The following is a 15,310-nucleotide window of genomic DNA, read 5'->3' as shown; positions in this document are numbered from 1 at the left end:
CGATGAAAATTGACGCACTTACCAAGTATGTCACTTTGAGCATGGGAGTTGAGATTGCAGGGCTAAGTAATGACCTGATTGAGCAAATGATTTGTGAGGGAGTATTGCCAGCATATTACCAGTTCAAAGTTTCAGATATGGTAAAGCAGGTTCCTTATGAGGTTATTGAGTATGGTGGCTTTACAGACGAAGAACCCACCGCTCAATTCCCGGATTATGAGCAGGTTTCGCCAATGGTTGCGTCTGCGATCCTTGAGTGTGGTGAAGGTACTATCAGTCATGACCTGAGGTGGAGTGATGGTGGTATATTCAGGCATAAATTTACCGTTTCTAAATCCTCTCTGAGAGTCAAACGAGTCGATCTTAATAGCTTGATCAGCTTGCAGGATGAAGCACCCAAATCACAGATAGACCTGTCATATTGGAATATCCGAGACTATTACAGACTGGATGAAGCCTGCTTGCTCTTGGCTGGAATTGACCCTCAAGAAATCAAAAAAGTCTCTGCATTTGGTGACGACGAATCGGACTTGTTAGTTCTTGTTGCAAAGAAAAAAAATATAGCGGGATGGGAAAAAGCGGATTTATATTACGGACAAATCAGAGTAGTGATTAACAGAGAAGGCTTAGCGGAACCTGAAGTCATTAAGGACGAATCAGACAACAAACCTGAGATCATTTACCTGCAAAGCAAGTTTATAACAGAATGGGCGAAATCAAATGGGTTGAACTTTCCTTATAAACATCCAACAGAACCACATAATAAGCAGCCCGTTAATAATGCCTCATTGGATGCCCTGTTTACCAAAAACAATCCTTACCTCAGCGAAAAGTTATGGGCAGCTATCAGTGTATGGCTTGAGCTAGTAGAAAATGGAACTGGAAAACGAACACCGAAAATTGCAGCTCAAGCATTACTTGATGAACGCTACCCGAAGATGGGAGGGAGAGATAAGTTGGCACAGATCATAGGGTGGGCACCAGAAGGAGGAAGTGAATATTATCCATCGCTGGAAGACTACTTAATGATAAGAAACAAAAAATAACTTAGCCTACCCTGTAGCTCTTTATTCATAGGGGCTACAGCCAACTTAGCCCACCCTGATTACCTCTACATAGCCTACCTAGACCATCTTACTAATTTTCTTTTCTGCTTCTAACTTTGTCCATGCTCATGGAAAACCAAAGCACAGCAAGGAACCAAGCAGAATGACAAATACAAACCTGCAAACCTACCTCACCCGCAAAGAAGTACTGACCCGCTACGGGATTGGTAACACCACCCTTTACCGCTGGATGAACGACGAAGACATACAGTTCCCCAAGTCGTATTCAATGGGGATTCGTTGCGCTCGCTGGAAAATCACTGAATTGGAGGAATGGGAGCAGCAGCGAAAAGCAGCCAACGATTGAGCAGGAAGGTAACGGGCTATCAGTCGCCACTGAAGAGCCCGTACAGCACAGGAAAGGACAACCCATTATGAAGCAACCCACTAAGTTAGAAAACTGCCTGTATGCCTTTCTGGAATCTGGCAGGGAAGGTTTAAGGCAAATTGAAGTAGCCAGCCCGCATCAAGGCTATCACTTCAAACACCAACCCGGCTTGTTCTGGAGCAGTTGCCTGAATACCGATGTGTCGAGGCTGCAAAAAGCAGGCATTACCATTGCTCGCTCTCCCGATCCTTACACCCGGCACGATGGCAGTAAGGCGCAATTCAACCGCTATTGGCTACCGAACAGGAAGACAGCAGAGCAGGCACTCAGCTTGTTAAACCAGTGTCGGCTAAAGCGTGGAAGCAATCACTTAACTGTGAATCTGGCTGCAATGCTGGTGGAACAGTTTGCAGCCAATGACGAACCGGAAAATAAAAAACATACAGGGTAGCTACCCCTGAAAAACCCTCTTAAATAATCAGGCAAGGATAAGCAGAATGAAAACCGTATCAATGACCGTTCGTGTCACCCCTGAAAAGAAAGCCCTTCACCTCTCCCGTGAACTGGCAAAGATCGAGCAGAAGCTTTCAAAGCTGAAAGAACAGTTTCCTTCACGGCAGGATTGCGAGCAGGTAACAGCAGATCAGTCCAAGACATGCAGAGATCGGCAGGGCGAACACTGCCCACGTTGCCAGAAAACAGAAGTACTTGCCGAGAAGTGGAAGCAGGCCAAAGCCAAACGCTACAACATCCTGAGAAAGATTCGTTTGCTTGGTAGCCAGCACTAAACACCGGCAACAATGGCAGGGCGTGAAGTACCGCCTTGCCATTCAGGAACAAACCACCAGAGCGGCAGGAAGTAAACGCACTGGAAGACGACAACGGACAGCAAACATGATTCAGGCAATCAATCGGCAGGCTCAACGGCTTGCCGTCAATCAGCAGTATTCACGATGCAGGCAGAAGTTAAGGAATGTTAAGGTATTGCCAGCAATAAAACGTTGCGCTAACGTTAACAGTGTTCCTGCAAAATCAGGAACCCGGACTCTCACCCCGGTATTCTCAAAGGCGCAGCAGTCGCCAGCAGAGCGGCTTTTTTGTTGCGTATTACTTCAGCATACCCATGTAATGACGGGGCTGAAGGGGCTACCTTCGGGTAGGCCGGTATCCTTTGAGGCCGGTGGTGAGAACCCCTTCAGTCCTGTCGCCATATCAGTATTCTCGCACTGGGTGACAGGCTCCAAACTCAAAGGAGACTGCCCTATGGCTACTTACCGTCTCGCCTTACTGGAAGGCCAATCACCCCGCCTTTGTGACCGTCGTGTACGTGGTTACATTACCTTGTCGTTCAACTCCCGCAATGCAGCCAGAAAGGAAGCCCACAGGCTGAACGCTGTTGTGTGTGGATGGAATACCGGGAGGGGAGCAGCATGAGCAATGTAGCACTGAGAGGAACCAACCGCCGTTTCAGGATCAGAAACCCTTACCGCCTTGCCAGTGGCAACCGTTGGTTACAAAAAGCCCGTGAAGTTCTTCATCGGAGCAATGACACGCTTGAAGCTGAAAAGCCGAGTGTGATTGTTGAACAGCCAGCAACCCCAACCATTCAAAAGGTCGATGACTTGGAGCGTTTATACAGTGCTTCCAATGATCCGATCATTGCGCTGAGTCGAATTGCTGAACAGTTGGACGCAACCGCAAAGGTACTGGAGTCAGAAGGCCAGATCAGAAAGCTAACCAGTGAGGAAGCTTTATCACTAAGGGTTTGTCACTCCACAGTCAGGAAACTATGCGCAGTCACTCAGGGAATCAGCATGTACTTCCCGTCAGATTGTGACGACGAATGGACGGAGTGAAGGCAATGGAGGTTTTCCAGTGAAAGCACAGGTATTCACTGAACAGGTAAAGCTTGCCGCTGGTGGACAGTGGGACGGTATTCTTCAATCGCTGTGTGGGCTGACTGATAACGAGGTCAACCCACGTAAGCGCAATATCCCGTGCCCTCATTGTGGAGGGCGCGACCGGTACGAGTTCAAGAGTGCAGACAACGGCAATTACTTTTGCAGGCATTGCGGAGCAGGCGACGGGTTTAGCCTGATTATGAAAATGCAGGAGTGTCGTTTTCCTGATGCGGTTGATCAGGTTGCAAGGTGGCTGGGTATTGAGCGCAGGTCATACCGCAATGAAGCTGAAGCCCTTGCAGATCAAGCCCGTATAACTGCCAGCATGGAAGCCAGACGGCAGGAGCAGGAAGCCAGAAGGCAACAGGAGGCCGAACAGAAAAAGAAACGACAGGAGCAGGTAGCCGATACCGTGCCGTCTATTCTGGGCAAGGCTTTACCGGCAGACCCGAATCACCCGTACTTGGTTCGAAAGCAATTACCACCAATGAATCTCAGGCAGGATGGAAACCTGTTACTGATTCCATTGTTTGCCAGAGGTCACAAGCTGGTGAACGTGGAGAAGATCAAACCCGATGGTTTTAAGTTTGGCCTTGAGGACGGATTGAGGACGAATGTATATCACCGCTTTGGTGATGAAAGCTGGACAGTGTACATCTGTGAAGGCTGGGCAACAGGGGCAAGCTTGTACCTGATGGAAAGGGAAACCATAAGGGTTTATTCCTCTATGGGTAAAGGCAACCTTGAAGGCGTTGCCCGGATCGCCAGCGAACAGAACCCTGATAGCCGGTTGATCATTGCAGCCGACAACGACACCCACCAACCAGACAACCCCGGACTGACCGACGCAATGAAAGCTGCGCAGTCCGTAGGGGCTTTGATCATGCTACCGCCTGCAATGCAGAACAGCAGCAACGGGGCTGACTTTTCCGATTACTACCTTGCCAATGGAGGGCTTAGGCATGGCAATGTGTGACGACCCGAAAGTAACAGTAATGAACCCCGTCAACATTCAGGAAGCTATCCGGCAGGCAGCAGGACAACCCGTTATTGAGTGGCCTGAACTGAAGCCAATCAGGAATGATCTGTTACCTGTTAAGCCCATTACACCGGATATGTTGCCCGATGAATTGTCAGGCTGGTTAACAGACGTTGTTCAGCGTATGGACAATGCGCCTTATGAGTATGCCGCTGTTGCTGCAATATCAGCACTGGGTAGCCTGATTGGTCGAAAGGTCAGTGTTAAGCCAAAGCAGTATGACGACTGGGCAATCATCCCGAACTTGTGGGGCTGTTGTATTGGCAGGCCAAGCCAGAAAAAGACACCGGTCATCAAAGCTGCAACTCACCCGTTAACCCGACTGGAAGCGGAAGCCAGAGAGCAACATAAAGACGATCTGAAGCGATACCAGGCACAAGAAAAAATAAACCAAATGGCAAATAAGGAAGCTGAAAAGAAAGCGGCTGCATTGGTGAAAAAAGGTGACATGCAGGCAGCAGAAGCTTTGCTTATGGATGACACGACAGACCCGGAAAAGCCGCTCAACCGTCGATACATTATCAACGATGCCACGATAGAAAAGCTGGGCATTCTGTTGTCTGAAAACCCATGGGGCTTGTTATTGTTCCGTGATGAACTTGCAGGATGGATTGCAGGACTTAACCGTGATGACCGGCAGCAGGATAGAGCGTTCTGGCTGGAAGCATTCAACGGTGACGGTACATTCAGCTATGACCGTGTATCGAGGGATGATGTGTACATTCCATCAAACACAGTTGCATTGCTGGGAGGTATTCAACCGGGGAGACTACTCCCGTTACTGATGACTCAAAGGGAAGGCTCAGGGGATGACGGGCTTGTTGAGCGATTGCAGTTGCTAGTGTATCCCGATGCCGGAGAGTTCAAGCACACTGACCGCAGACCCAACAAAGCGTTGCAGGAAAAAGCTTATCAAGTGTTCCGCAGGCTGAATGACATTCAGTATCAGGATGATGAAGGCGATAAACTATCGCTGAGGTTTGATGATCAGGCACAGGAAGTATTCAACGACTGGTACTGCAAGCTGATGACTCGTATCAGCAGTGAAGGGATCAGCCTGCAAATGGAAAGTCACCTTGGAAAGTTTCCCGCATTGATGCCTGCATTGGCACTTGTCTTTCATGTTATCCAGAACGGGGCAGCAGGAAGTATCAGCAAGGAGTCTGCAAGTATGGCTATACGCTGGTGTGATGTATTGGAAACTCATGCTCAAAGGGTTTACGCACTGGCAGACAACCCATTTGCAGGAGCCAGAATACTGATCGACAGATTGGAAAAGTTGCCGCTGTCTTTCAAGGGTGATCAGTTGAGGGATAAAGGCTGGATGGGGCTAACCGAAAAACCAGAGCGTGAACGAGCCTTAGCAATTCTTGAGGCACACGGTTATGTGTACAGGGAAGAACAAAGGAAAAGTGCGAAAGGTCGAGCAATGGTGACATATCATATCAACCCGGCAGCACTGGCAGATCAGGAAGAAAAACAAGAGAAAGGCTAAGGTAGATACCCCGAATATACCCGAAATAATAAAGCATCTTATTAAAACGGGTATTTTCGGGTGTCCTACCCTACATATTTTCTGAATTTTTCAGGAGGACAATCATGTTGATCAACGCTCAAAACCGATTCATAAAAAACCAATGGTTCGTGATCAACCTTGTAGCGGCGTATCTGGAAGTACCTGCAACCCATGTAAGGATAACCCGACTGGATAACGATCCTGAACAGGGCTTGCAGATCGAGGGCGAATACAAAAAGCCTAGGGGGAGGAAGTGGCGAGCCTTCAATACACTGACCAGAGTCCATGCTGACTTTGAGCAGCACCAGCAAAAGCAGCAGTAAGCATGTTGAGAAATGTTGAATACAACACTTTCAAAGCCGGGTACATTGCCCGGTTTTATTTGTCCGGTAAGACGGTACACGATGAAGGAGCAGCGGAACATGGAAAACAAAGTATTGGATGCAGCAGTGGTTGAACTGGAAGGCTTGAGAAAGCGGCTTGAGTTTGCAGCCGGTTATCACGTCCAAGCCTACAGGCTAACAAACGACCTTGACGACCTTGCCAGAGCCGACGAATTAGACGGACTCATGAAGGAAGTAAGAAGGTTGACCATTGAATACACGGAGTCCATCGAGCAGTTAGAGGCATTGATTAACCGGGCAAGCTGATACTGACAGGCTGACCTTGTTGATACTCTGACTTTTACTCATTCCTGAGTGAAAGTACCGGAGGTAGGCCAACCAATGACCCCCGATCCTGCCTGCTAAGCAATGTTAACCTTTGAGACAAGTAGTTCAGGGTGGGCCATAAATTCGACTGGCCTGTAATGACGGGCAGCAACCAGCGTGAATACTCTCCCGTTAAACATGACTCTCTCAAGTTTTTTCAAGCAGCAGAGCCTTTTACACATTGATGTGCAAAAGTTTGGAGTGCTTTTAAACATCAATGTATAAAAGCTTTCCTCCTAACCAGTGCTTAGCGAACAGATGGAATGTAGGAAAATGTTAGAAGGTGGACTCTGCGGGCATCGATGGTGAGCATCCGCACAACCTGATGATTGCCGATGTGTCGCTCCATCCCACAACAGAGTCCACTGTAAGCATAGCGAATGATAAAAGTACGCAGCCGGTACGCAAGAAAGTACGCACTTTCAACTGCGTACTTTTTGCCCTTTATCAATTTATGGCATTGCTGGAGCCAAGTAAGCAGCCGGTACGAATGAAGGTACGAACAGAAGTACGAACTTCAGGATTCGTACCGTTTGCCTGAAAGCCCGGTAAATCAAGGGAATGCGCAGCCGGTGCGCAGAGTAGTGCGCAGTTGAGAATGCGCACCAGTCATGGAACTACGCACTCTCTTAACCATCAATGGTTACAGTCAGCAGCATTGAAGTAATCCGATCCACCAGCCTACATACAAACGGACAGTGTTGTCCGTGGTCTGCATAACTACCTGCTTTAACACAGTCACCAAGCTTGATAACCATGTAAAGACAGCAGGCCACCAGCAGGAACAACCCATTCACCTTTCTAATGGTTTGCAGAAAAGTTTGCAGTCTGAAGTGCAAACCGGTTCGCAGTGGTTCGCACAAAAGTTCGCACTTCCAACTGCGAACCAGTGGCAGCAAAGGCCAGTTAGTATAGGGCTTTGAGAACGTTCTTTAGTGATTGTCAGACGCTCCAGAAAACTACAGGTTCGAATAGTGGTTCGAAGGAAAGTTCGAAGTTTGGAGTTCGAACCAGTGACAAGCATTGATGCCTGATATGTTGAGGGCTGGCAGGCTGAACACAACGAGTCAGTAAGGAAGGTGGATAAGATGGTTGATGCTGGCGGCATCTCCGGGCGGCTGCAAAACAACCATCGGTAGTGGCACAGTTCTGTGATTCTAGCCCTGTCTGCTAAAATACGACATTCGGCAACTTTGAAAAATGCGGTTTAAAAATGTGCCTTACGCAAGTCCTCTGTACAACATGTGGCAGTAACCAAGTTCGGCCTTTCGGATACAGCACTCATGATGTTCCACGATACTATTGCTGTAATGACAAATGTGAAATCAAAACCTTCATGCTTGAATATCGCTACAAGGCCTGTGAGCCTGGCGTTAAAGAAAAAATCATCGATATGGCAATAAATGGCAGCGGAATCAGGGATACAAGTAAAGTACTCGGAATAAGCAAGACAACAGTAATAAAGACTCTAAAAAAAAAGAAAGCGGTCTGGTAAAGGTCAACCCAAATATTCAAACTATTGATCTCAAGTCAGATGCAATTATTCATGTAGGGCTTGTCTGCCAAGAGGCTGAGCTAGATGAGCAGTGGTCGTATGTTCATGATAAATCGAACCAACGCTGGCTTTGGTATGCTGTTGATCACGCTACAAATACCGTGCTTGCTTATGTTTTCGGAAAACGGAAAGATGAAGTTTTTAAAGAACTCAAAACACTTCTGAAGCCATTTGGTATTAATAAATTTTACACCGATGATTGGGGAGCCTATGAGCGACACCTTGATGAAAACATGCATATTATTGGTAAAGCAAACACTCAGAAGATAGAGCGTAAAAACCTTAATTTTCGGACTTGGATTAAACGGTTGGCCAGAAAGACAATTTGTTTTTCAAAGCTCGAAAAGATGCACGATATTGTTATTGGATTATTGATTAATAAAGTTGAGTTTGGGGTCAATATTCACGCGATATAACAGTTCTGGCCCACTACCCAACCATCATCGGCCTACACCAGCACCAACCAATCAATAGACCAGAAAGCAGGAGATAAGTTCGACAGCATTCATTCAGGGCTGGTGGTAATGCTGGATTGTTCAAAGGGGAATTGTTGTCAGATGTTGGTATAGGGCTGGAGTAGTTGTAAATGGTGGCATTTCAAAGGATCTGTAATGCCTGAAATTGGCTGATCATTATTCCATGGATTACCGGTACAGTCCGACAAAAACGGGGAGCAATGCGGGGAGCTATTTCGTTAAGTTCTTGTCTGTACGATGTTGCTTTTAATATAAGTTACTGAAAAATAAAAATATAAATGATCTGTTCTACAATCTAATGGGCTGACGTCTTGTCAGCCTCTTTCTTTTCTCTTGTCCCTATATCCTATCACTACGATCAGGTATGCCTGCTATGGTTAGTTTTTCCCGCAGTTGCTTATTTGCTTTACCACTACTTGGAACACTGGCGTCTTTACCCGGCTGGGCAATGACGCCTGAGGAATGCGCTGCATTCCAGCAGAAGTCCGATGAAGATCAGTTCAAAGAGTTAACGAGAGCTCAGGATGTGTTTATTACCTCACTAAGGCTGGATCTCCATGGGGATAAGTTCCGGAAAGTGATGGAGGAAGGAAGCAGTACTGGCAAATATCTTGAGCTGTCTCTCGAAGCATTCCCCGATGCCGTCAAAAAACACTACCCACAACTGATTGGTGAAATACCCGCATTGGAGGAATCACAGAATGCTGTGGAAAGCGTTGCTAAATGCTTTATGTATGGAGAAATCAATCCGTCAGACCCATCTGTGCTCAGGTGGCGTTATTACCGTCTGGGTAAAACAGATAATCCCCTGGTGGGCTATGTCAGACCTGACCCTGAGGTAGTCGTCAACGAGGGTGAAAAGGTACCTGAGATTGGCTATGTAACCGACGGTAAAAATTGTCGTCAGGGAGTCTGTGATTTCAGATATATAAAAACTGAAGATGTGAAGCAGGATGCCGTAAGGCTGGTATACCGGCTGAAGCCCGTTTCCATGGAAGCAGCCCCTGATGTGGAAACGCCTACATCAACCGATGGTAAAAAGTGGGCAAAAGACACCAGTGTGATCAAATTAACGTTAAGAGAGACAAAAGAGTGGTTTGGCGATCCGGAAATCTACTTTCTGGTTCTCTATTACAAGCAGGGCAAATTCATTCGCATGGATACGGTCGATATCGACTGGGCGACAGAAAAAGGCGTGAATGTCGGCAAGACAGAGCTGTTGTACTGGAAAGGAGCAGATCAGGTTCGGCTGGTGATGAAGGAAAGGGATCTTAATATTTCATTCATTAAGGTGCTTAAGTTTGCTTTTTCAGCGATCAAACATGCCGCTGGCCGATCTGGCGTGGAATCCGAATGGCTGGACGTTATAGCCAGCGGTGTCAATGCACTGCCTAAAGGCAGCGATATTGATGATACAGACCCAGGGGATATCACGGTTCGCGGTGAATTGAGCAAGTATCATAAGGCGACCTACATGGATGACACCAAATTCTGGCGAAGAGATGTCAGCAAGGAAGGTGAAATCTTTATCCCCATGGTCAGAGGTACACGGATGGAGGTCACCAGTACTCTGTATTCTGACGTTGAAACCTTCTCCCATCCTGTTCATGACGAGCCTTGAGAACGATTGGCTTATATAGAGACTGCAGGGATGCGGTTTCCAACGACTTCTGAACTACTTTTCAATCATCTTGTCTTATCTTTTCGGATTTAACGACTTTTCCTGTTAGTCTAATCCTGTGTACACTCTGGTAGTTAAGGTGTAGGCAGTTAATGCCTGTGTACGCCATCAGATTTAATTCGTTCAATACGTCAGTAGGTGATCCAGGCAACTCTCGAGGACAGGGAATGGGGGCCGCGAGAGGCTACCTGTACAGGTACAGACAGTGCGTGTGATGAATTCATTTTCAAGATAAACGGCATACTGTGGCCCCGAAAGCGATGAGCTAAAGGATAAGATGCGTCTAAAATCGATCAAACTGGCCGGTTTCAAATCATTTGTGGACCCGACGGTGGTTCATTTCCCCTCCAATATGAGCGGTGTGGTCGGACCAAACGGGTGCGGAAAGTCCAATATTATCGACGCGGTACGCTGGGTAATGGGCGAATCCTCTGCCAAGCACCTGCGTGGCGAGTCCATGACCGATGTTATTTTCAAAGGTTCCAACAGTCGTAAGCCGGCCGCCAAAGCGTCGGTTGAGCTGGTCTTTGACAATAATGAAGGTCGAGTCACCGGAGAGTACGCTGCATTCAGCGAGATCTCCGTCAAGCGTTTGCTTACCTCCGAAGCCAAGAATTTTTACTACCTGAATGGCACCAAGTGCCGCCGCCGGGATGTCATGGACATTTTCCTGGGCACCGGTCTGGGGCCGCGCAGCTATGCCATTATCAGTCAGGGCATTGTCTCGAACCTGGTTGAATCCAAGCCGGAAGAATTAAGGGTTTTCATTGAAGAAGCTGCCGGTATCTCCAAATATAAAGAACGCCGTCGGGAAACCGAGAATCGCATTCGTCGCACCAATGAAAACCTTGAACGTCTGACCGACCTGCGTGAAGAGCTGGGGCGGCGTCTTGGTCACCTGCAACGACAGGCTCAGGCTGCTGAAAAATACAAAGAATACAAAGCTGATGAACGTCTGAAAAAAGCCCAGTTACAGGCATTACGCTGGAAAACCATTGACGAAGGGGCGCAATCCCAGGAGCACGTCATCAGTGAGCTGGAAGTGCAGCTCGAAGCCGCTGTCAGTCAGCAGCGTGCAGCCGATGCCCGCTCTGAAGAAGACCGTGCTGCGCAGATGGAGCTGAGTGATCATTTCCATGAAACCCAGGCACGCTTCTATGGCACCGGTAATGAAGTCACCCGTATTGAGCAGACCCTGAGACACAGGGAAGAGCGAGCCAAAGAGCTGAATCACGACCTTGAGCAGCTTGAACACAGCTGGCAGGAAGCCCGTGAACAGATGGCAGATGATCAGGAACAGCTGGAACTGTTAGAAGCCGAGAAGCTGGAGATTGAGCCTGAGCTGGAAATGTTGCTGGAGCAGGAAGCCGGTTCTGGCGATGCACTGGCCCAGGTTGAAGAAGAGATGCATCGTCTGCAGCAGGAGTGGGATCAGTTTAACCAGCGTTCACACGAGCCGCGTCGTACGGCTGAAGTGGAGCAGTCCCGTATTCAGCACGCCGAACAGGTAATTCAACGCCTGACTGAACGTGACCAGCATCTGAAAGGTGAGCTTGATGGTCTCGGTGGCGGTGAAGATCAGGAAGAGATGGAACTGCTGGCCGAGCGACTGACCGAACTGGAAATGACTCGTGAAACTCAGGAGCTGCGTCAGGAAGATACTCTGACCGAGATCGAACAGAATCGTACGTCCGTGGATGAATTGCTGGAGCAGCGCGATCGCAGCCGTTCCGAGCTCAGTACCCTGCGCGGACGCCATGCCTCGCTGGAAGCTTTGCAACAGGCAGCCATGGGTCAGGATACCGGCGTGCTGGTGTGGATGGAAGAACATGGTTTGCAGAACCGCCCCAAGCTTGCAGAAAAGTTGCAGGTGGAAAGTGGCTGGGAGCTGGCTATGGAAACCGTGCTGGGCGACAGCTTGCAGGCATTGTGTGTTGATGGCATTGATCCGGTGGCGGGTTTTCTTGGCAATCTCGAACAAGGCTCGGCGGTATTACTGGATTCCAGTCAAACCAATCACCTTCAAAACAGCACAAAGGGTAAAGAGACCGGTTTAATCACTCTTGCCAGCAAAGTTCTGGCAGGAGACGAGGCCTTGCCACTGCTGACAGGCATTTATACTTGTGAGTCGCTGGACAAAGCATTAGGGCTGCGTGAATCGCTGGAACCTCAGGAGTCGATCATAACGCCTGAGGGGATCTGGTTGTCCCGAAGCTGGCTGCGCATCAATCGCAGTGCTGACAGCAACTCCGGTGTGCTGGAACGTCAGCAGGAACTGGAAGAGCTGACCATCAAGCTGGAGCAGATCGAACAGTCACTGGAGCAACTGGCTGATGACCTGCAAACCCGGCGGGAACAGGGTGAAGTTCTGGAGAACCTGCGCAAGGATATCCAGCAACAGTTGTCGGATCTCAGTCGTCAGCAAGGTGAGGTACGAGCCGATCTGCAGGGGCGCAAAGTCCGGCTGGAACAGTTTTCCGAGCGACGTAAACGTCTGGAGCAGGAACTGGCCGACTGTCGTGAACAGCAACTGCATGAGCAGGAACGCATCAGTGAATCCCGTTTGAAGCTGCAGGAAGCGCTGGACATCATGGAGTACGACAGCAGCCATAAAGAGGAGCTGTTGGAAAAACGCGAACGTTGCCGTGAAAAACTGGAAGACGTACGACAACGTTCCCGTCATGATAAAGAACGCTCCCATCAGCTGGCTCTGCGGCAGCAGAGTATTAACAGTCAGGTCATGTCACTGCGGGCAGCCATTGAACGATTGAGTCAGCAGTCCACTAAACTGCGTGAGCGCAGAGAACTGTTGCAGTCCTCTCTCAGTGAGTCTCACTCCCCCGAGAGTGAACTGCAGGAACAGTTGGAAGAACTGCTGACCCGCCGACTGGAAGAAGAAGAGGCGATGCAGGCGGCTCGCAGTCAGCTGGAAAAAGTGGAACAGCGCCTGCAACAGTACGAAAAAGAGCGTCAGGCAGCCGATCAGAAAGCCCAGACTGCTCGCTCGCGCCTGGAAAAACTGCGTATGGACTGGCAGGGCATGCAGGTCAGGCGGACAACTCTGGCCGAGCAGCTGAAGGAAGACCAGTTTGATTTGCAGACGGTTCTGGCCAATATGCCGGAAGAAGCGTCGGAACAGAGCTGGGAATACGAACTGGAGCGGCTTCAGGCAAGAATTGAGCGACTGGGTGCGATCAATCTGGCTGCCATTGAAGAGTATGAAACGCAATCAGAACGCAAAAACTATCTGGACGCCCAGAATGAAGATCTGGAATCTGCGCTGGAAACGTTAGAGAATGCTATCAGGAAAATTGACCGGGAGACCCGGCAACGTTTCAAGAATACCTTTGATAAGGTAAATTCAGGTCTGCAGGACTTGTTTCCCAGAGTGTTCGGCGGTGGCCGGGCCTATCTGGAACTGACGGGCGAAGATCTGCTGGATACCGGTGTTGCGATTATGGCGCAGCCACCGGGCAAAAAGAACAGTACTATCCACCTGTTATCCGGCGGTGAAAAGGCATTGACAGCCATTGCGCTGGTATTTGCCATCTTCCAGTTGAATCCATCACCGTTCTGCATGCTGGACGAGGTGGATGCGCCACTGGATGACGCTAACGTTGGTCGCTATGCAAAAATGGTGTCGGAGATGAGTGACAAGGTTCAGTTCATCTACATCACCCACAACAAGATTGCGATGCAGGCGGCGAATCAGCTGGTGGGGGTTACCATGCAGGAGCCTGGTGTATCCCGTCCGGTGTCTGTGGATATTGAAGAAGCAGCTGCCATGGCAGCAATGTAGTATAAAAACATGGTCGTGTATTGCTTTCTTGGAGGCTGTCCGATTCATGTATTTTTGATGTACCATTGAATGAAATACACCTTATTTTTCCGGTTCGGGAGTCAGACAGTAAGCACTGAGCAGCCGGAAAGTGCGGTAAGACGGATGGCATGGACATGAGTTTACGAGAGTGGCTGATAGTAATCGGAGTTATCGTCATTATTGGAGTTATTATTGATGGATATCGCCGTATGCGTCTGGCTCGTAAACGAGCCACTGAGCTGACGTTCGGAATTGAAGAAGTAAAAGGTTACGACGAGTCATTTTCCAGTGAATTACCCAATGGCGGTGCGCGTCGAACCGAAGTGCAGGATGAGTTGCCGGGTACTTCTGATCCGGAAGTAACGGCAGGAACCAGCGCCCCAAAGCGGTCACGCAGGGAAGACAGGGAGCGGTCAGAGCGATTTGACCGGATTGAGCCTGACTTTGACGCGATGGATTTTGGCTCTGCGATTGAGCCCGATTTGGATCTGTCAGAGCCGGTGACCAGTGCCGCTGTCAGCAGTCGTACAGACAGTGCGGGTGACGGTTTCGAACAACCTGCGGTTGCCTCTGAACCGGCTCATCCAGCTCAGACTCCCAGAGGGGTTCAGACTGAATTACAAATGCAGCCAGAAGATGAGCTGACGATTTCTGAGCCGGTGCCTAAAGCACGAACGACCCGAAAGATGGAAAAAGACAAGGAAAAGCTATCTGATCGACCTGCGATTGAAGAAGTGGTCGTGATAAACGTGCTGGCTAAAAACAATGAGTTGTTTGACGGTGCGCGCCTGCTGCAAAGCGTACTGACGGCGGGTATGCGTTTTGGTGACCGGTCGATTTTTCATCGTTACAGCAGCAAAGAAGGCAGTGGTCAGATACAGTTCAGCCTGGCTAACGGCGTAAAGCCGGGTACCTTTGATATTGAGCATATGGAAGCAACCGAGACGACTATTCTCAGTCTGTTCCTGTGTCTGCCCGGGCCGGAAGCACCGCAGAAAGCGTTTGCCCAGATGGAAGAGACAGCAAAACAGCTGGCGCTGGATCTTGGCGGTGAACTCAAGGACGAAAATATGAGTGTCATGACCCAGCAGACGCTGGAGCATTGTCGTCAGCGAATTCGTGATTACGAACGCAAGCAGCTGACCATTAAACTCTCTCACTAATTCTCTTTTTCGCCC

General features: G+C 49.0%; 16 protein-coding genes. All 16 read left to right on the top strand.

Annotated features, from left to right (window positions below):
• The first annotated feature begins 2 nt into the window (after positions 1 to 2).
• A complete protein-coding gene (locus EZMO1_RS18000) occupies positions 3 to 1,046 on the top strand; it encodes a hypothetical protein (protein ID WP_034876591.1) in 1,044 nt (347 codons plus the stop codon).
• Between the two features lie 163 nt (positions 1,047 to 1,209).
• A complete protein-coding gene (locus EZMO1_RS17995) occupies positions 1,210 to 1,413 on the top strand; it encodes a helix-turn-helix transcriptional regulator (protein WP_034876593.1) in 204 nt (67 codons plus the stop codon).
• A gap of 67 nt (positions 1,414 to 1,480) precedes the next feature.
• Positions 1,481 to 1,885 (top strand): hypothetical protein, encoded by a 405-nt coding sequence (locus EZMO1_RS17990; protein WP_051790024.1) that lies wholly within the window; start codon positions 1,481 to 1,483, stop codon positions 1,883 to 1,885.
• Positions 1,886 to 1,931: 46 nt separating this feature from the next.
• Positions 1,932 to 2,222, top strand: a complete 291-nt coding sequence (locus EZMO1_RS17985; protein ID WP_034876595.1) for a hypothetical protein — start codon at positions 1,932 to 1,934, stop codon at positions 2,220 to 2,222.
• A 22-nt stretch (positions 2,223 to 2,244) separates the two neighbouring features.
• Positions 2,245 to 2,868, top strand: a complete 624-nt coding sequence (locus EZMO1_RS26310) for a hypothetical protein (protein ID WP_187300027.1) — start codon at positions 2,245 to 2,247, stop codon at positions 2,866 to 2,868.
• Positions 2,865 to 3,290 (top strand): hypothetical protein, encoded by a 426-nt coding sequence (locus EZMO1_RS17980; protein WP_034876602.1) that lies wholly within the window; start codon positions 2,865 to 2,867, stop codon positions 3,288 to 3,290. The genes EZMO1_RS26310 and EZMO1_RS17980 overlap by 4 nt, the downstream gene beginning before the upstream one ends.
• 19 nt (positions 3,291 to 3,309) lie before the next feature.
• Positions 3,310 to 4,311 carry a primase-helicase zinc-binding domain-containing protein gene (locus tag EZMO1_RS17975; RefSeq protein WP_145912653.1) on the top strand — a complete coding sequence of 334 codons (1,002 nt, stop codon included), beginning with the start codon at positions 3,310 to 3,312 and terminating at the stop codon, positions 4,309 to 4,311.
• Positions 4,298 to 5,869: a YfjI family protein gene (locus tag EZMO1_RS17970; protein ID WP_160174072.1), complete on the top strand. Its 1,572-nt coding sequence runs from the start codon at positions 4,298 to 4,300 to the stop codon at positions 5,867 to 5,869. Before EZMO1_RS17975 ends, EZMO1_RS17970 begins: the two co-directional genes overlap by 14 nt.
• A gap of 104 nt (positions 5,870 to 5,973) precedes the next feature.
• Positions 5,974 to 6,213, top strand: coding sequence for a hypothetical protein (locus EZMO1_RS17965; protein ID WP_034876611.1), 240 nt, complete (start codon positions 5,974 to 5,976; stop codon positions 6,211 to 6,213).
• A gap of 2 nt (positions 6,214 to 6,215) precedes the next feature.
• A complete protein-coding gene (locus EZMO1_RS27850) occupies positions 6,216 to 6,347 on the top strand; it encodes a hypothetical protein (RefSeq protein WP_275934918.1) in 132 nt (43 codons plus the stop codon).
• Entirely contained in the window at positions 6,313 to 6,540 is a 228-nt protein-coding gene (locus EZMO1_RS17960; RefSeq protein ID WP_145912651.1) for a hypothetical protein, read from the top strand. The genes EZMO1_RS27850 and EZMO1_RS17960 overlap by 35 nt, the downstream gene beginning before the upstream one ends.
• Positions 6,541 to 6,883: 343 nt before the next feature.
• Positions 6,884 to 7,141, top strand: a complete 258-nt coding sequence (locus EZMO1_RS27415) for a hypothetical protein (RefSeq protein ID WP_061509627.1) — start codon at positions 6,884 to 6,886, stop codon at positions 7,139 to 7,141.
• A 672-nt stretch (positions 7,142 to 7,813) separates the two neighbouring features.
• A protein-coding gene (locus EZMO1_RS28270; RefSeq protein ID WP_420809906.1) for an IS1 family transposase occupies positions 7,814 to 8,571 on the top strand; the annotation gives its coding sequence in 2 pieces (ribosomal slippage) (positions 7,814 to 8,081 and positions 8,081 to 8,571; 759 coding nt in all).
• A gap of 433 nt (positions 8,572 to 9,004) precedes the next feature.
• A complete protein-coding gene (locus EZMO1_RS17935) occupies positions 9,005 to 10,252 on the top strand; it encodes a hypothetical protein (RefSeq protein WP_034876620.1) in 1,248 nt (415 codons plus the stop codon).
• Between the two features lie 337 nt (positions 10,253 to 10,589).
• Positions 10,590 to 14,111: a chromosome segregation protein SMC gene (gene smc, locus EZMO1_RS17930; protein ID WP_034876623.1), complete on the top strand. Its 3,522-nt coding sequence runs from the start codon at positions 10,590 to 10,592 to the stop codon at positions 14,109 to 14,111.
• A 155-nt stretch (positions 14,112 to 14,266) separates the two neighbouring features.
• On the top strand, positions 14,267 to 15,295 hold the full coding sequence (gene zipA, locus EZMO1_RS17925) for a cell division protein ZipA (protein ID WP_160174073.1): 1,029 nt from the start codon (positions 14,267 to 14,269) through the stop codon (positions 15,293 to 15,295).
• The last annotated feature ends 15 nt before the right edge of the window (positions 15,296 to 15,310 follow it).

The sequence above is a fragment of the Endozoicomonas montiporae CL-33 genome, from assembly GCF_001583435.1.
In the GTDB taxonomy this organism is placed as follows: domain Bacteria; phylum Pseudomonadota; class Gammaproteobacteria; order Pseudomonadales; family Endozoicomonadaceae; genus Endozoicomonas_A; species Endozoicomonas_A montiporae.
This window is presented reverse-complemented; position numbering and strand designations above follow the sequence as displayed.